The 16,803-nt window shown below is 72.0% G+C and carries 16 protein-coding genes; 14 read left to right on the top strand and 2 right to left on the bottom strand.

Annotated elements, in window-relative coordinates; all coding sequences use genetic code 11:
* The first annotated feature begins 167 nt into the window (after positions 1–167).
* From BIU90_RS07610 to BIU90_RS07585, 6 genes are read left to right on the top strand one after another with little or no spacing between them, the layout of a single operon-like run.
* The gene (locus BIU90_RS07610; protein ID WP_071299613.1) at positions 168–1,373 is read left to right on the top strand and encodes a Gfo/Idh/MocA family protein; all 1,206 of its coding nucleotides are present in this window, start codon (positions 168–170) and stop codon (positions 1,371–1,373) included.
* 23 nt (positions 1,374–1,396) lie between these two features.
* Positions 1,397–2,737 carry a sugar ABC transporter substrate-binding protein gene (locus BIU90_RS07605; protein ID WP_083403782.1) on the top strand — a complete coding sequence of 447 codons (1,341 nt, stop codon included), beginning with the start codon at positions 1,397–1,399 and terminating at the stop codon, positions 2,735–2,737.
* Positions 2,738–2,747: 10 nt separating this feature from the next.
* Positions 2,748–3,731, top strand: a complete 984-nt coding sequence (locus tag BIU90_RS07600) for a carbohydrate ABC transporter permease (protein ID WP_071299612.1) — start codon at positions 2,748–2,750, stop codon at positions 3,729–3,731.
* Positions 3,728–4,582, top strand: a complete 855-nt coding sequence (locus BIU90_RS07595) for a carbohydrate ABC transporter permease (protein ID WP_071299611.1) — start codon at positions 3,728–3,730, stop codon at positions 4,580–4,582. The genes BIU90_RS07600 and BIU90_RS07595 overlap by 4 nt, the downstream gene beginning before the upstream one ends.
* Positions 4,579–5,367 carry a hypothetical protein gene (locus BIU90_RS07590; RefSeq protein WP_071299610.1) on the top strand — a complete coding sequence of 263 codons (789 nt, stop codon included), beginning with the start codon at positions 4,579–4,581 and terminating at the stop codon, positions 5,365–5,367. Before BIU90_RS07595 ends, BIU90_RS07590 begins: the two co-directional genes overlap by 4 nt.
* 35 nt (positions 5,368–5,402) lie before the next feature.
* The gene (locus BIU90_RS07585; RefSeq protein ID WP_071299609.1) at positions 5,403–5,624 is read left to right on the top strand and encodes a hypothetical protein; all 222 of its coding nucleotides are present in this window, start codon (positions 5,403–5,405) and stop codon (positions 5,622–5,624) included.
* Positions 5,625–5,627: 3 nt separating this feature from the next.
* On the opposite strand, the gene BIU90_RS18650 is transcribed toward BIU90_RS07585, so the two are convergent.
* Complete coding sequence (locus BIU90_RS18650) at positions 5,628–5,765, bottom strand: hypothetical protein (protein WP_175470157.1); 138 nt, start codon at positions 5,763–5,765, stop codon at positions 5,628–5,630.
* A 115-nt stretch (positions 5,766–5,880) separates the two neighbouring features.
* Here BIU90_RS18650 and BIU90_RS07580 point away from each other — a divergent pair, with 115 nt between their 5' ends.
* The 5 genes from BIU90_RS07580 (at position 5,881) to BIU90_RS07560 (ending at position 13,563) form a co-directional block, all read left to right on the top strand.
* On the top strand, positions 5,881–7,566 hold the full coding sequence (locus tag BIU90_RS07580; protein ID WP_071299608.1) for a bifunctional 3'-5' exonuclease/DNA polymerase: 1,686 nt from the start codon (positions 5,881–5,883) through the stop codon (positions 7,564–7,566).
* Between the two features lie 59 nt (positions 7,567–7,625).
* Positions 7,626–8,447 carry a phosphatase PAP2 family protein gene (locus BIU90_RS07575; RefSeq protein WP_071299607.1) on the top strand — a complete coding sequence of 274 codons (822 nt, stop codon included), beginning with the start codon at positions 7,626–7,628 and terminating at the stop codon, positions 8,445–8,447.
* Positions 8,448–8,457: 10 nt separating this feature from the next.
* Positions 8,458–10,026 (top strand): serine/threonine-protein kinase, encoded by a 1,569-nt coding sequence (locus BIU90_RS07570; protein WP_071299606.1) that lies wholly within the window; start codon positions 8,458–8,460, stop codon positions 10,024–10,026.
* A 132-nt stretch (positions 10,027–10,158) separates the two neighbouring features.
* On the top strand, positions 10,159–13,287 hold the full coding sequence (locus tag BIU90_RS07565) for a GH92 family glycosyl hydrolase (RefSeq protein ID WP_254786972.1): 3,129 nt from the start codon (positions 10,159–10,161) through the stop codon (positions 13,285–13,287).
* 33 nt (positions 13,288–13,320) lie between these two features.
* Positions 13,321–13,563, top strand: coding sequence for a hypothetical protein (locus BIU90_RS07560; protein ID WP_071299605.1), 243 nt, complete (start codon positions 13,321–13,323; stop codon positions 13,561–13,563).
* Between the two features lie 74 nt (positions 13,564–13,637).
* On the opposite strand, the gene BIU90_RS19170 is transcribed toward BIU90_RS07560, so the two are convergent.
* On the bottom strand, positions 13,638–14,093 hold the full coding sequence (locus BIU90_RS19170) for a MarR family winged helix-turn-helix transcriptional regulator (RefSeq protein WP_071299604.1): 456 nt from the start codon (positions 14,091–14,093) through the stop codon (positions 13,638–13,640).
* A 178-nt stretch (positions 14,094–14,271) separates the two neighbouring features.
* Here BIU90_RS19170 and BIU90_RS07550 point away from each other — a divergent pair, with 178 nt between their 5' ends.
* The 3 genes from BIU90_RS07550 to BIU90_RS07540 all read left to right on the top strand — a co-directional run bounded on the left by BIU90_RS07550 (position 14,272) and on the right by BIU90_RS07540 (position 16,773).
* Positions 14,272–14,925, top strand: coding sequence for a hypothetical protein (locus tag BIU90_RS07550; RefSeq protein WP_071299603.1), 654 nt, complete (start codon positions 14,272–14,274; stop codon positions 14,923–14,925).
* A gap of 112 nt (positions 14,926–15,037) precedes the next feature.
* Positions 15,038–15,922, top strand: a complete 885-nt coding sequence (locus BIU90_RS07545; RefSeq protein WP_071299602.1) for a S26 family signal peptidase — start codon at positions 15,038–15,040, stop codon at positions 15,920–15,922.
* Positions 15,919–16,773: a LamG domain-containing protein gene (locus tag BIU90_RS07540; protein WP_071299601.1), complete on the top strand. Its 855-nt coding sequence runs from the start codon at positions 15,919–15,921 to the stop codon at positions 16,771–16,773. Before BIU90_RS07545 ends, BIU90_RS07540 begins: the two co-directional genes overlap by 4 nt.
* The last annotated feature ends 30 nt before the right edge of the window (positions 16,774–16,803 follow it).

The raw sequence follows: 16,803 nt of genomic DNA, 5'->3' as shown, positions 1-16,803 counted from the left end.
CGCGGTGGCGGGGCCGCGCCGGGCCTCCAGGCCGAGCCGACGACGAGCCGGACGTTACCGGCGTGTAAAACCCTTGCATCTCGCTTCCGTGAGCGTTCCGTGAGCGCCTATTGTGCATTCATGATCGATTCGGCATCATGGGCGTCACAATCACGCAAGGGAGCGAGATGAGCGTCGAGACGAACGAACCACTCCGCGTCGCGGTGATCGGCATGGGCCAGCGGTCCGCGATCGCGCGGCACGTCGCCGAGGCAGTCGCCTCCGCCCCCGACCTGCAGGCACAGGTGACGGCCGTCGTGGACGTCACCGAGGCAGGGCGGGAACGCGGCCGTGCCGAGTACCCGGACGCGCAGGTCGTCGCGGACCACCGCGCACTGGCGGGGCAGGTCGACGCCGCGATCGTCACCACCCCGGACTGGACCCACGCCGAGATCGCCACCGACCTGCTCCGCGCGGGCATCGCCGTGTACCTCGAGAAGCCCCTCGCGATCACGCTCGAGGACGCCGACGACGTGCTCAACACGGCCGCCGAGACCGGGACGCCGCTCTACGTCGGCCACAACTTCCGACACGCCGCGGTGGTCCGGCTGATGCGCCAGGTGATCGACCGCGGCGAGATCGGCGAGGTCAAGGCCGTGTGGTGCCGCCACTTCGTGGGCAACGGCGGTGACTACTACTTCAAGGACTGGCACGCGGACCGCACCCGGGTGAACTCCCTGCTGCTGCAGAAGGCCAGCCACGACCTCGACGTCATCCACGCCCTGGCCGGCGCGAGCACCAGCCGGGTCGTCGGCATGGGGTCGCTGTCCGTCTACGGCGACGTGACCGACCGCCGCGACCGCAGCGGCGAGCTGATGACGGACTGGTTCTCGATGGACAACTGGCCGCCCGCCGAGCAGACCGGGCTGAACCCCGTCGTCGACGTCGAGGACGTGTCGATGGTGATGATGACGCTCGAGAACGGCGTCCAGGCCAGCTACGAGCAGTGCCACTTCACGCCGGACTACTGGCGGAACTACACCGTCATCGGCACGCACGGGCGCCTGGAGAACATCGGCGACACCGGTGGCGGCGTGGTCAAGGTCTGGACCCATCGCCGTGGCTGGGACGTGCAGGGCGACCGCGAGTACCCCATCGACGGCGTCGAGTCCGGGCACGCGGACGCCGACCTGCTCACCATGACCGAGTTCCTGCGTCACGTCGCGCTCGGCGAACCGACCTCCCTGTCCCCGCTCGCGGCGCGTGCCGCGGTCGCCGCAGGAGCCCTCGCGACCCGTTCCCTGCGGAACGGGTCCGTCCCCCTCGACGTCCCGGCCCTGCCCGAGCAGACGATCGCCCACTTCACCCACACCCCTCAGACCGTCACCCGCTGACGGCCGTGCGAAAGGACCTCCCGATGACCGCACACACCCCCGCCCGAGGATCGAGTTCCGGCCGCCGAGGCCGCCGGCTCGCCCTGGGCCTCGTCGCTGCCCTCGGTGCCGCCGTCGTGCTGGCCGGGTGCTCGTCGTCCTCCGGCGCGTCGAGCAGCGGTTCCGCCGCGTACGAGAAGGCGCCGAAGGACACCAAGGCGACCATCGACTACGCCGTCTGGGACGAGAACCAGGTCAAGGCGATCAAGGCCAACATCAAGGGCTTCAACGAGGAGTACCCGGACATCACGGTGAACGTCGACGTGACGCCGTTCGCCAACTACTGGACGAAGCTGCAGACGCAGGGGTCGAGCAACACCCTGCCCGACCTGTTCTGGATGAACGGGCCGAACTTCCAGCTGTACGCGGGCAACGGCAAGCTCGCGCCGATCACCGGCGAGGTCAAGGCCGGCGCGATCGACCCCGCGAACTACTCGTCGGCGTTGAACAAGCTGTACACGTACGACAAGACCCAGTACGGCGTGCCGAAGGACTTCGACACGATCGGGGTCTGGGTGAACAAGGCACTGTTCGAGCAGGCCGGGGTCGCCCTGCCGTCGAAGGACTGGACCTGGGACGACTTCCAGAAGACCGGCGCCGAACTGTCCGCGAAGCTCAAGGCCCAGGGCGCGTACGGCGCCGCGGGCGGCATGGACGGCCAGACGACCTACTACGACACGATCTTCCAGGCGGGCGGCTCCGTGCTGAACGCCGACGGGACGCAGTCCGAGTACGCGTCGAAGGCGTCCGAGCAGGGGCTGCAGTTCTGGACGGACCTCATCAAGTCGGGTGCGTCGCCGTCGATCAAGCAGCTGACCGACACCACGGCCGACCAGTGGTTCACCTCCGGCAAGCTCGCGATGTACCAGGGCGGCAGCTGGTTCCGCTCCGCCCTGGTCGGCACGGACATGGAGAAGGACGTCGTCGTGTACCCGCTGCCCAAGGGCAAGGAGCAGGCCACGGTCATCCACGGTGTCTCGAACGTGGTGTCGGCGGACTCGAAGCACAAGGCCGCCGCGCAGGCGCTGCAGGTGTACCTCGCCAGCAAGGCCGCGCAGCAGCAGCAGGGCGACATGGGTGCGGTGATCCCGGCCTTCACCGGGACGCAGGACGCCTTCACGAAGACGATGCCCGACGCCGACCTGCAGGTGTTCCTCGACGCGGTCGACTACGCCAAGCCCCTGCCCGTGTCGAAGAACACCGCTGCGTGGAACACCCTCGAGACCAACCTGCTGCCGAGTGCCTTCGACGGTTCGACCCCGGTCGACCAGGTGGCCGAGCAGCTCGCCACGAAGATGGACGCCGCCCTCGGCAAGGAACGGTGACGACACCCCGATGACGATCCACACCGAGCACCCCGACACGGCGACCTCCCCCGTCGCCGGCCCCGCCCGGACGCCGCGTGCGTCCGGGCGGGGCGCCCCCGCACCCGAGTCCGGCCGGCGCCCCCGGCGGACGGACGGCGTCTGGCCCTGGCTGTTCGTCCTGCCGCTGCTGGTCGGCGTCGGCACGTTCTACATCTGGCCGATCCTGCAGACGTTCTGGTTCTCGTTCACCACCTGGGGCGTGTTCGGTGGCGCGACGTTCACGGGCCTGGCGAACTACACCCGGCTGCTGGCCGACCCGCAGCTGTACCAGTCGCTGCTCAACACCGTGATCTACACGGTGATCGTGCTGATCGGCATCCCGATCGCGGTCTGGCTCGCCAGTCTGCTGAACACCCCGGGCCTGCGGTTCGCCCAGTTCTACCGGGTGCTGTTCTTCCTGCCCTACGTCGCGATGCCGGCCGCGATCGCCCTGGTCTGGCGCATCATGTTCAACGGCGACTACGGCATCGTGAACTGGTTCCTCGGCCGGTTCGGGATCGACGGCCCGTACTGGATCTCGACGCCCGGGTTCGCACTCGTCGCGGTCAGCCTGGTCGGGCTGTGGTCCTCGCTCGGCTTCTCGATGATCATCCTCGGCGCCGGCCTCAAGGACATCCCGCCCGAGCTGTACGAGGCCGCCGAGCTCGACGGGGCCAGCCGCTGGCGCCAGTTCCGCTCGGTCACGGTGCCGCTCCTGACGCCGAGCATCTTCTTCGTGGTCATCGTCACGACGATCTCGAGCTTCCAGCTGTTCGACCTGCTCTACGCGATCCTCGGCAGCACCAACCCGGTCATCCCGAAGACGATGTCGCTCGTCTTCTACTTCTACAGCGCCGGGTTCATCGACAACGACAAGGGCTTCGCGGCGGCGATCGCCATGGTGATCTTCGTGCTCATCGGCATCGTCACGCTGGTGCAGTTCCGCGTCCAGAGGAAGTGGGTGCAGTCATGACCACCACCGTGATCAGGACCGGCAAGCGGCCGGGCCGTCGTGGCGGCAGCCACTGGTGGATCCACGTCGTCCTGGGGGTCGGCGGGTTCGTGATGGCCTTCCCGTTCCTGTGGCAGATCATCATGTCGCTGTCCACGAACGCGCAGGTGACCTCGCCGACGCCGGTGTTCTGGCCGGGCGTGCTGCAGTGGCAGAACTTCGCCGCCGTGTTCGAACGGCTGCCGTTCCTGGACCAGCTCGGCACATCGGTGTACGTCACGATCATCCGCACCCTGGCGCAGATCGTGCTCTGCACCCTGGCTGGCTACGCCTTCGCCCGGATGCGGTTCCGCGGTCGGGCCGTGCTGCTGGCGATCGTGCTGTCGATCCTGCTCGTGCCCTCGCAGGTGTACCTCATCTCGCAGTACCAGATCGTGCAGGGCCTCGGCTGGCTCGACACCCTCGCCGGGATCGTCGCGCCCGGGCTGTTCAGCGCGTTCGGCACGTTCCTGATGCGGACCGCGTTCCTCAACCTGCCGCCCGAGCTCGAAGAGGCCGCGCGCATGGACGGGGCGAACCCGTTCCAGGTGTTCTGGCGGATCATGCTGCCGCTCGCCCGTCCGTCGATCAGCGTGCTGGCGATCACGACGGTGCTGTGGTCCTGGAACGAGCTGCTCTGGCCGCTCGTGGTGTCCACCCGGGCCGAGGACATGCCGCTCGCGGCGGGCCTGGCCACGCTGTCGAGCGACCGGACGATCGACTACCCGGTGCTGATGGCCGCCAGCCTGATGGCCATGGCGCCGGTGCTCATCATGTTCGTCGTGCTGCAGCGTCGGGTGATCGACGGCCTGGCGTCGTCCGGGCTGAAGTGACCGGTGCGGCCGGTCCGGTCGCGGGCTCCGGACGGGAGGCCCGACCCGCCTCCGTCGCGCTGCTCGCGGCCGCGGTCGGCCGGCCCGACCGCGCCGCCACGGTGACCGCGGAGCTCACGGCGAGCGTCGCGGACGCGCCGGCCGGGCAGCAGGACGACCTGGCGTTCGCCGCCGTGCAGGCCGTCCTGCCGCAGACCGCGGCGTGGTTGGTCGGCCGCGGCCTGACCGACGAGCAGGCGGCGGCGAGCATCGCGGACGTGGTGCGCAAGCGCGACCGGTACGGGGTCCGCGGCACCGGGCTGGACTGGTTCTGCGCGGTGGCGACCGGGCGTGTGGTGGCCGTGGGGCGCCTCCAGTACGAGGTCGGCGCGCACCTGCCGGACGGCAGCCCGGCCTGGGGTGTGCACGTGCCCGAGACCGGGCCGCTCGATGTCGACGCCTGCGACCGGTCGTTCCGTGCGGCGCCCGACGTCCTCCGTCGCCTGGCGCCGGACCTGGCGGCCGACACCTGGAGCTGCCGCTCGTGGACCCTCGACCCGGGCCTGCCCGCGGTGCTCGGACCGAACGCCAACCTGGTGCGCTTCGCCGGTCGGTTCGCCCTGCTGCCGGCGTCCGACGCCGACGAGCACGAGGGGGACGCCAGCGTGGCGAAGTTCGTGTTCGGGCTGCCGCTCGACCAGGCGCGCGCCGCCGTGGCACGTGGACGACTCCAGCTCGCGGTCCTCGACCGGTGGCGGGTCGGCGGCCACTGGACCGAGCGCACGGGCGTCGCGCCGGTGTCCTGACGGCGCACCGGGGTGGTGGGCGTACCGTCGCGGGCATGAGCGATGCGGACCGCGACCACCTGGACGACGGCGTCGACATGACGTTCGACGAGCGCCGACACGACACGCTCCGGCGGATGTCCGGCTCGGACGCGGGCGACGAGGCCCCGCGGGTCGAGGTCGACGAGCGCGAGGACGGCACCGTGCGGATCGACGTCGCGGACACGGCGGCGGTGCGTCCGGGCGGGACCGACCCGCACCGCAGCGACCGCCGCTGACCGTCAGGGCTGCAGCAGCACCGCGATCGACAGCAGGGTCAGGGCGGTGACCAGGAGGATCCCGACGACCAGGACGGCCACGGCGCCCCCGGCGGGCGTGCCCTGCGGCGGACGGTGGTGGCGCGGGGTGACGGTGCTCATGGGACCACCTTCCGGCATCGACCGCGCCGGGACATCAGCCGCGAGACCGAAGCCGCGTCGTCCGGTTGACTGAAGCCCGTCCGACGCCGACGGTGGCGCACGGCATGATCGTTCCGTGCACCTCGTCCTCAACCGCGCCGATGGCGGCGTCCTCGCGACGCCCCTGACCGACGCCGGCGCGGACGACGGCGCACCCGTTCTCGTGCCGGAAGGGCAGCTGGCCGCGTTCGTCGCCCAGCACGAGCGGGCCGGGGTGCGCTGGGTCTGGGACGACACCGCCCAGTGGTACCCGCTGGTCCTGGCCGCCGGCGGTCGGGTCGCCCGGTGCGTCGACCTGCGGCTGGCGCACCGGATCCTGCGCGGGGCGCTCGCCGCACGGGGATCGGCGCTGCAGGCCGCTCCCGAGTCGGCCTGGGACCGGGCGGCACCCACGGAACGCGCGGCGCACCCGACGCAGGCGGCCCTGTTCGACGACGCGATGTTCGCCGTGCCCTCCGCCGTCGACGAGGGCGACCCGGTGGCCGAACTGCGCGCACAGCTCGACGCCGTCGCCGGATCGACCGATCCCGGTGCCCTGCGGCTCCTGGTGGCCGCCGAGTCCGCCGGGGCCCTCGTCGCTGCGGAGATGCGCTTCGGCGGGCTGCCCTGGCGCGCCGACGTGCACGAGCGTCTGCTCGAGGACGCCCTCGGACCGCGGGTCCCGCACGGGGTCCGACCCCGTCGACTCGAGGACATCGCCGACGACCTGCGCGCTGCGCTCGACGACCCCGCGCTCAACCCCGACTCGCCCGCCGACGTCCTGCGGTCCCTGCGGCGGGCCGGGCTCGTGGTGGACAGCACCCGCAAGTGGGAGCTCCAGCAGCTCGAGCACCCGGCGATCGCACCGCTGCTCGAGTACAAGCGCCTGTACCGGCTGCTGACCGCCAACGGCTGGGGATGGCTCGACGAGTGGGTGCAGGACGGGCGCTTCCACCCGGAGTACGCCGTCGGGGGCGTCGTCACCGGGCGATGGGCGGCGAACGGCGGCGGGGCGATGCAGCTGCCGAAGACGATCCGGCCGGCCGTCGTCGCCGACCCCGGGTGGAAGCTCGTCGTGGCCGACGCCGCACAGCTGGAACCGCGGGTGCTCGCGGCGATGTCCGGCGACCTGGACATGGCCCGCGCCGGGGACGGGCGCGACCTGTACGACGGTGTGGTGGCCTCGGGTGCGGTCGAGACCCGGCAGCAGGCGAAGGGCGCGATGCTCGGTGCGATGTACGGCGCGACCCAGGGCGAGGGTGGTCGACTGGTCCCGCGGCTGGCTCGGGCGTTCCCCCGCGCGCTGGACCTGGTGTCGCGTGCGGCGGCGGCGGGGGAGCGCGGCGAACCGGTGACGACGCGGCTCGGGCGGACGTCGCCGGTCCCCGACCCGGCGTGGTTCGAAGCGCGGGCCCTGGCGTGGTCGGTCGAGGGGACCCCGGCGATGCAGCGTTCCGTGGAGTCGCGGGCGCGCAGCTGGGGGCGGTTCACCCGGAACTTCGTGGTGCAGGGCACCGCGGCGGAGTGGGCCCTCTCGTGGATGGCGTCGCTCCGGACCCGGATGGCGACCAGAGCGACGGGTCCGCTGCGCGAGGGCGCCCACCTGGTGTTCTTCGTGCACGACGAGATCGTGGTGCACGCTCCCGCTGCCGACGCCGAGTGGGTCGCCGGGCAGGTCGTGGCGGCGGCGGAGGACGCGGGGCGGATCCTGTTCGGGTCGTTCCCGGTCACGTTCCCGTTGTCCGTGTCGGTCGTCGACGACTACGGCAGCGCGAAGGACTGACCCACGTCGCCGCCCCGCGACGGGGCGTACGCACGGGTGCCGACGGGCAGGCTGGGTCGATGACCGACGACGCGCGCCCCGAGCACCGCAGGGTCGGCGACGTCGACCTGACCACCTGGCGCACCCGTGCCGGCCGCACCACCGCCGATGCCTGGGCCCGCCTCGGGGAGCGGTACGGCGCACTGCCCGTCCTGGTGCTGACCCTGCTCATCGGCATCGCGATCGCGACGGTCGGCACCTGGCTCGCCTCCGAGGTCTACGAGGCCGTCCAGGGCGGGGACGACGTCGCCGTGCTCGACCGCCCGGCCCTGGACTTCGCGATGTCGCTCCGGGCTCCCGGCCTCGACGCCGCCGTGACCGGGTTCACGGACGTCGCGGGCACGATCGGGATGCCGATCGTCGCGGTCCTGTTCCTGGTGGGCTTCACGATCCAACGCCGGTCGTGGACACCGCTCGTCCTGCTCGTCGCCGCGAGCGCGGGGTCGCTCGCGATGACGGTGGCGGGCAAGGACCTGATCGGCCGGGACCGTCCGCCGCGGGCCGACGCGGTGCCGCCGTACGAGCACTCCCCGTCGTTCCCCTCCGGCCACACGCTCAACGCGACGGTGGTCGTCGGCACGATCGTGTACCTGCTGCTCCTCCGTGAGAGCCGGCGCGTGACCCGGGTGACGACGATCGTCGTGGGCACCGCGTTCGTCGTCGCGGTCGGGATCTCCCGCGTGTTCCTCGGGCACCACTGGCTCACCGACGTGTTGGCCGCGTGGGCCCTGGGGTTGGCCTGGCTGGCCCTCGTGGTGACGGCCCACCGGCTGTACCTGACGACGCTGCGACACCGGGACGAGGGCGCCGCGCCCGCGCAGCCCGTCAGGTCGGGCCGGTAGGTTGCCGGGCATGGCAGAACGGGTCTTCGGCGGCAGGTACCGCGTCACGGGCACGCTCGGACACGGGGGCATGGCCTCGGTGTACCGCGCGGTCGACGAGCAGCTGGGGCGTGAGGTCGCGGTCAAGGTCTTCCGGATGGGCGCCGTCGACCACGGTGAACGCGCGCGCGCCGAGGCCGAGATCCAGGTCCTCGCCGGCCTGCGGAGCCCGGCGCTGGTGACGCTCTACGACGCGGCCCTCGACGACGCCGACGGCGACTCGTACCTGGTGATGGAGCTCGTCCCCGGCAGCGACCTGGCCACCCGGCTGAAGGAGGGCGCCCTCGACCGGCCCACCACGGCGCGCCTCGGGTCGCAGGTCGCGGAGGGCCTGGCCGCCGTGCACGCGCAGGGCATCGTCCACCGAGACGTCAAGCCCGCGAACGTCCTGCTCGAGGCCGACGGCACGCACGTCAAGCTCGCCGACTTCGGCATCGCCCTGCTCCGCGACGCCGCCCGGGTCACCGGGACCGGCACCGTGATGGGGACCGCCGCGTACCTGGCGCCCGAGCAGGTGACGGCCCAGGCGATCAGCGGGAAGTCCGACGTGTACTCCCTCGGCCTGGTACTGCTGGAGTGCCTGTCCGGCCGGATGCCGTTCCCCGGCAGCGCGGTCGAGTCCGCCATGACCCGGTTGACGAAGGCCCCCGAGATCGACCCGGCGCTGCCGACGGCCTGGCGCGTGCTGCTGCACGTCATGACCGCGATGGACCCGGCCGAGCGGCCGACCGCCGCCGAGGCCGCCGAACGACTCCGCGCGCTGTCGTACGACGACGGTGCGCCCGCCACGCAGCTCCTGCCGGGAGGCCCGGGCACGCTGACCCCGGCGGCTGCGGCCGCCGGGGTGGCCGGTGCCGTGGCCGTGGCCGGGTCCGGTGCGTCCGCCGCGACTGCCGACCAGGCGACCCAGGCGATGACGGCTGCGGACCAGCCGACGCGGGCGATGCCCGTGCCCGGAGCACAGGAGGACGCGACCCGCGTGCTGCCCGCGAGCGGTGCCTCCCGTCCGGACGACATGGCGACCACCGTGCTCGGTGCCCAGCGGGGCGGTGGCCAGAGCGGCGGCGGCGCTCCGGTCCCGCCGGTCGCGCCCCGGGCGGCGGCGGAGGAACCGGAGCGCAAGCGACGGACCGGGCTGATCGTGACGCTGGTGGTGCTGGGCGTCCTGGTGCTCGCCGGGGTGATCGCGGCCGCGGTCGCGCTCGGTGGTGGTGGGTCCACGCCGGCGCCGTCGGAGTCCTCGTCGTCGACGCCCGCCCCGCAACAGCCCTCGGACGAACCGTCACAGGAGCAACAGCCCTCGGACGAGCCCTCCCAGGAGCAGCAGCCGTCAGAGGAGCCGTCGCAGGAGCAGCAGCCGTCCCAGGAGCCCTCGCAGCCGACGGAACCCTCGAAGGGTCCCCAGCCCTCGGTCGAGCCGACGCTGCCGGTCCAGACCCCGGTGAGCAACAACGGCCCGGGCGCCGGCGCGAACGCCGGGCCCGGCAACTCCGGCAACGCCCCCGGGCATCACAAGGACAAGGGGCCCGGCAAGGGCTGAGCGGACCGCTTCGCACCCCGTCGCGGACATCGCACCCCGTCACCTCGGGGTGCGATGTCCGCGCGGGGGTGCGATGATCGCCGCGGACTGACGGGGTTTCATCCATCGACTGGACCAAATAGGGTGGTCGACGTGCGAGAACTGCAACGGAGCGGTGGCCCGACGACGGCCGTCGCAGCCAGGAACCACGTCGGCTTCACCTCCCGTCAGGGGTGGCTCGTCGAACGACCCGAAGGAGACGGCCCGCTGACGGCCGTCGTGCCGGGCTTCGCGGGGCGCTCGGTCGAGGCAGGGGAGCGCCTGTCGTGGGTCTGGTTCCCGGAACGCACGCTGCCCGACGGCCGGACGGAGCCCACGCGCGACGACCTGGCGCACTTCTGGGACGCCACGGCGTTCGCCGTCGACGTGGTGTTCACCGACGGCACCCGCATGAGCGACACGGCGACCGACCAGTACGGCGACGCGGTCACGCCCGCAGCGCAGGACGCCGTCCGCAAGACCTGGGTCGACCAGTGGAACCGCCGCGAGGTCGACCTGACCCCGTTCGCCGGTCGTGTGGTCGACCGGCTGCAGGTCCAGTTCGGCACCGACAGCGCAGGTCCGGCGATCCGGGGGTGGCTCGACGACGTCCGGATCGAGCAGCCCCGCCGTCCGGCAGCGACGAAGCCCCTCGACCACGTCCGGACCACCCGTGGCACGCAGGCGTCGTCGCGGTTCTCCCGCGGCAACAACGCGCCGCTCGTCGGGATCCCGCACGGCGGCGTGTTCGGCCTGCCGATGACCGACGCCGCGAGCAACCGGTGGCCCTACGCCTACCAGGAGCACGACCGGGCGAGCGACGACCGACCAGCGATCCAGGCCTTCGCGACGAGCCACATCCCGTCGCCGTGGATGGGGGACCGCGGAGTCTTCCAGGTGATGCCGTCCCCGCTGGCCGCGCCGGACGTCGACCGGGCAGCGCGCGCTCTGGCGTTCGATCACGACGACGAGGCCGACGGCCCGCACCGCTACCGTGTCGCGCTCGAGCACGACGTCACCGCGGAGATGACCGCGGGCGAGTTCGCGCTCGCCTTCCGGTTCACCGGGACCCGCAGCATCGTGCTCGACCACCACGGCCGTGTGCTCGACTGCTCGGTCCGGACCGAGGACGGGGTCGCGGTGGTCGAGGCCCACCTCGACGACCGCCCCGGCACCCCGCCGCACTTCGTGCACCTGCGGATCCCCGGCGTCACGGAGGACCACACCACGTTCGCGGACCACGAACTGCGTGGGTGGCTGTCGGTCGACGGGGGCGTCGACGTGCTCCTCGGCATCTCGACGGTGTCGTTCGCGGACGCCCGGGCGAACCTCGATGCCGCCGGCGACTTCGACGCGATGCGCGCCCGCGCCGAGGAGCTCTGGGACGCCGAGCTCGCAACGCTCGAGGTCGAGGGCGCCACCGACGACCAGCTCACCTCGATCTACTCCGGCCTGTACCGGCTGTTCCTCTACCCGAACCGGGCGGGCGAGACCGCACTGACTGGGACGCCGCACCACCGCTCCCCGTACGGCGACGTGCTGGCGGAGCCGATCCGCGACGAGCCCGCGCCCGAGGTCGTCGACGGCCCGATGACGACCACGAACGGGTTCTGGGACACCTACCGCACGGCCTGGCCGCTGCTCGGGCTGCTGACGCCCGACACCGCGGCCGACCTGGCGCAGGGCTTCGTCGAGCACTTCCACGACGGCGGCTGGACCCCGCGCTGGAGCGCCCCCGGCGCCGAGGACTGCATGACCGGCACCACGAGCGACACCGTGTTCGGCGACCTGGTGTCCCGCGGGGTCGACGGCTTCGACGTCGAGCAGGCATACCGCAGCGCGGTGAAGAACGCGACCGTCCCGCCGCGCGACGAGCGCGTCGGACGTAAGGGGAGCCTCCCGGGCGCCTTCCGCGGGCACGTCGACACCGACACCTCCGAGGGGATGTCCTGGACCCTCGACGCCGCGATCAACGACTGGGGCGTCTCGGCGCTGGCCGCCGCGATGGCGGACCGCACCACCGACGCCGCTGACCGTGAGCAGTACACGGCAGAAGCCGAGTGGTTCGCCCGGCGCTCCCTGCAGTACCGGAACGTCTTCGACCGCAGCCGGGGGTTCTTCGTCGGCCGGACACCGGACGGCGGCTGGCGGACCGACTTCGACCCGGACCAGTGGGGCGGCGACTACACCGAGACGAACGCGTGGGGCACGATGTTCACCGCGCCGCACGACGGTGCCGGCATCGTCGACCTGCACGGCGGACCGGCGGCCTTCGACGCGGCGGTGGACCGGTTCTTCGCCGAGCCGGAGACCGGTGCCACCGACCGCTCGGGCCACTACGGGTTCCCGATCCACGAGATGCCCGAGGCCCGCGACGTGCGGATGGGCATGCTCGGACTGTCGAACCAGCCCGCGCACCACATCCCGTTCTTCCCGATGTTCACCGGCCGTCACGACGACGCCCACCGCATCGTCCGAGAATGCCTGCAGCGCCTGTTCGTCGGCTCCGACCTGGGGCAGGGGTACCCCGGTGACGAGGACAACGGCGAGATGAGCGCCTGGTACGTCCTGGCGACGATCGGGCTGTACCCGCTGGCGCCGGCCAGTGGGTCCTGGGTGATCGTGCCGCCGTCGGTCCGGCGGACGGTGCTGCGTCCGCCAGGAGGCTCTGCCACCGTGATCGAGACCAGCGGCGCCCCGGCAGGTGCGTACGTGGCGTCGGTGACGGTCGACGGGTCGCCGTGGACCTCGATCAGCATCCCGCACGCGGTGGTGGTCGGGGCCTCCCGGATCGTGGTGGAGCTGTCCGACACCCCGACCGGGTGGGCGTCCGACACGCGGCCGGTGTCGGCGTCGGAGGTGCACGGGTACCGCGACGCCCCACAGGACGTCCTGGCCGTCGGTGACTCCGCGCTGACGGACGACACGGGGCGGACGGCGACGGCGCTCGCCGCCGGTGTCCCGGTGTCGTTCCCCGTCGACGTCGCGGCGGCGTCGCTGTACACGGTGACGGTCGCTGCGCCGGGGACGTACGCGTGGTCCGTGTCGCTCGGCGGTGACGGTGATGGTGACGGTACCGAAGCGGCGTCGGGTGCCGGGTCGGCCGCGGTCACGGGCGCCGTGTTCGACTGGGCGGGGCAGACGCGGGTGTTCCGGATCCGAGGCGGTGGCTCCGACTTCACGTTCACGCCGACGACCGACCTGGTGGTGACGCAGCTGGAACTCATCGCAGCCAGCTCCTAGGCACCGCTCAACGGCGTGGGGCATGCTCGTGCCATGTCGATGAGCAGCGCGTTCGATCCGTCCAAGGGCATGGCGATCCCCGAGGACGAGGCGACCGAGAACGGCCTCGAGCTCGACGAGGACCCGGCGCACGGGCTGGACATCGCGGTCGAGGTGGTCAGTGGTGCCGCCGCGGACCCGGCAGCGCCCTCGTTGTTCCTCGGGCCGCCGAGCGGTGGCGCGGCGTCCGCGGCCGTGCCGGCTGCCGGGGCTGCCCCGGACTCGAAGGAGGCCTAGGCCGTCACCTCGGCGGCGGTCCTCAGGCCGTCGTCACGGCGGCGGTCGTCAGCTCGTCGTCTCGGCGGCGGTCGTCAGCTCGTCGTCTCGGCGACGTCTGACGCCGCCTGCTGCAGCAGCCCGGTCGCGACGTCGTTGAAGACGCTCGTCAGGTCGACGCCGGTCGAGGCGCTGACCTCACGCAGCACGGTGGCGTAGCGCTTCCGCGCGCCCGCGATCACGTCCTCGCCCGCAGGGCTCAGCATGATGAGCGACCCCCGGCGGTCCGAGGGGTTCGGGCGCCGTTCGACCAGTCCCGCGTCGGTGAGCCGGTCGACCATGTTGGTGACCGCACCCGAGGTCAGCCCCAGGTAGCCCGCCAGTTCCGTGGCGGTCGAGTACCCGGTGTCGTCGACGAGCGCGAGCGCGCGCATCCCGGTGTCGTGGATGCCTGCGCGCGCGCTGAGCTGCGCGACGAGGCCCTTCTCCGCGCGCACCACGGCGTCGAACGCCGCGAGGAGGTCGCCCGCCTCGTCCTCTGCTGTTCCCACCACCGGTCCGCTCTCTCGTGACGTGTCCTGCCGCCCAGGATGGCACGTCGGACCGGGGTCGCCCGGCGCTGCCCCCCGCTCTGGGGCGGCGGCATGGCTTCCAGTTGTGTGAACCATTGGCTATCTTGATGATCAAGCAAACGCCCTGAACACCCATCACAGTCATCGAGGTAACCCCGTGTCCAACCCGAACCGCATCTCCCCGGTCAAGCGCCTCCGCTTCGCGCCCGTTGCGCTGGTCGCGGGCATCTTCGCCGCCGTCCTGCTCTCCCTCTCCCTCACCGGCACCCTGTCCGGGTTCGCGGCGAGCATCACCAACAGCAGCAACACCGCAGCCAGCGGCACGCTCGTCATGCAGGAGCAGAACGCGAACGCGTCGGTCACCTGCCTCAGCACCGACGGCGGCTCCGTGTCGACCAACTCGGCCACGTGCTCCACCATCAACAAGTTCGGCGGCAGCACCACGATGACCCCGGGTCAGACGGTCAACACCCCGATCACGATCAAGAACACCGGGACCTCGGCGGCCAGCACCTTCACGCTGACCCCGGGCGCCCTCTGCACCCAGTCGGCGAACGGCGCCCAGAACGGCACCGCCACCGACCTCTGCGCGAAGATGAACCTCGTCATCACCTCGGGCTCGACCACCGTGTTCTCCGGCACCCTCGCCAGCTTCAAGGGCGCAGCCGCCTCGGCCTTCACGATGCCCGCAGCCCCGGCCGCCGGCGCCTCGGTGCCGTTCAACTTCGCCGTCACGCTGGACAGCTCCGCCGGCAACACCTACCAGGGCCTCGCGGCGTCCGTCCCGATGACGTGGACCTTCACCGCCTGACCCACCGCACGTCCCCACCCGTGGGCGGCATCTCGACCGGTCCCGAAACGGCCGAGGTGTCGCCCTTCCCACTCCACCCGAGTTCGTCCGTCACGCCTGAGAGGAGACGACCATGAGCCAGACCGCAGCCGTCTCCCTGACCGGCACCCTCGCCCGGCCCCTGGTCGGAGGCCCCACGGCCAGCCGCTTCGAGGTCACCCTCGCCTGGACGGTCGCCGCCGTGGCCGCACTGCTGCTGACCGTGGCCGCCCTGTTCCTGACCAACGGCGGTCGGATGTTCGTCGTCGAGACCCCGTCGATGGGCGAAGCCGCCCCCGTCGGGACCCTCCTGCTCGACCTGCCCGTCCAGGCGTCGTCGCTGCAGGTCGGCGACATCGTCTCGTTCCGCGTCAGCGCCGCCCCGGACACGATCTACACGCACCGCATCATCGACATCGACGCCGCGGGCGGGATCCACACCCGCGGTGACGTGAACGGCGCCACCGACCCGTGGACGCTGACGCAGGAGAACCTCGTCGGTGCCCCGGCCCTGCTCGTCCCGCACCTGGGCTGGCTGTTCCGCGCCGCGCCGATCCTGCTCATCGGGACGCTGCTGATCTGGGTGCTCACCAGCCCGTTCAGCGACCGGATCACCCGCAGCTCCCTCCGCATCGCAGGCGGTGCGCTCACCGTGTCGTACGCCGCCTTCGTCCTGCGCCCCTTCGTCAACGTCACGACGATCACGAACACCGCGACCCCGCACACCGTCACCGCGACCGTGGTGTCCTCCGGCATCTTCCCGGTGCGGGTCCAGGGCCACGGCGGCACCAGCACGCACCTGGTCGACGGCGAGGTGGGTCGCATCGTGATCCACGAGCTCAACCGCCACGGCCACTACCAGCTGACCTCGAACATCGACCTCGACCCGATGGGATGGACGCTCCTGATCTGCGCCTGCCTCGTCCCCCTGGTCCTCTGCCTGGTGGTCGGCCGCGTCCACACGGTGCGTCCCTCGTGACGGCCGCCCGGCTGCGCGACGGCAAGCTCGTCGCCCTGCTGCTCGTCGTGGCGCTGGCCGTGGTCGTGCTCTTCGCCCAGTTCGCCCCGACCCGGTCGGCCTTCAGCGCGAAGATCACGAACAACGTGGACTCCGCCGCCACCGCCCCGTACTTCACCTGCACCGGTGCCGTCGGCGCCGACCTGAGCGGAGCGACGTTCGCGTACAAGCTCGGCGAGGCCTCCGGCGCGAAGACCGCGACCGACTGGTCCAGCGCCGGCGCGAACGGCACGTACCAGGGCTCGATGGTCGCGTCGACGCCGTCGCCGAACGCCTGCCCGCGGGACACCGGCAGCGCCTACGTGCTCAACGGGTCCACGAGCTTCGTCTCCACGCCCCGGGCCGTCGCGAACCCCACGACCTTCAGCGAGGAGGTCTGGTTCCGCACCACCGTCGCCGGCGGCATGCTCATCGGCTTCGGCGCCAGCCAGGTCGCCACCTCCGGGCAGCACGATCGCCAGGTCTACGTCAACACCGCGGGCCAGCTCACGTTCGGTGCCTACAACGGAGCCACCCAGGTCATCACGTCGCCGAACGTGGTCACCGACGGCGCGTGGCACCACGTCGTCGCGACGATGTCGGCCGGCACGGGCATGCGTCTGTACCTGGACGGGACGCTCGTGGCGTCGAACACGGCGTACACGACGCCGGAGAACTACACCGGGTACTGGCGCGTCGGGTACGACACCGTGAGCGGCTGGCCCGGTCAGCCCGCCAACTTCTTCTTCACGGGCTCGATGCGGTTCGCGGCGGTGTACGGCACCGTGCTGACGCCGACCCAGGTCGCGAACCACTACGCCTCCGGCCGCTGACCTCCGAGGCAGCGGGACCGGCCGGTGAAC

The organism is Curtobacterium sp. MCBA15_001 (genome assembly GCF_001864835.1).
In the GTDB taxonomy this organism is placed as follows: Bacteria; Actinomycetota; Actinomycetes; order Actinomycetales; family Microbacteriaceae; genus Curtobacterium.
Note: the sequence above shows the minus strand (reverse complement) of the source record. Positions and strands in the feature narration are given on the sequence as shown.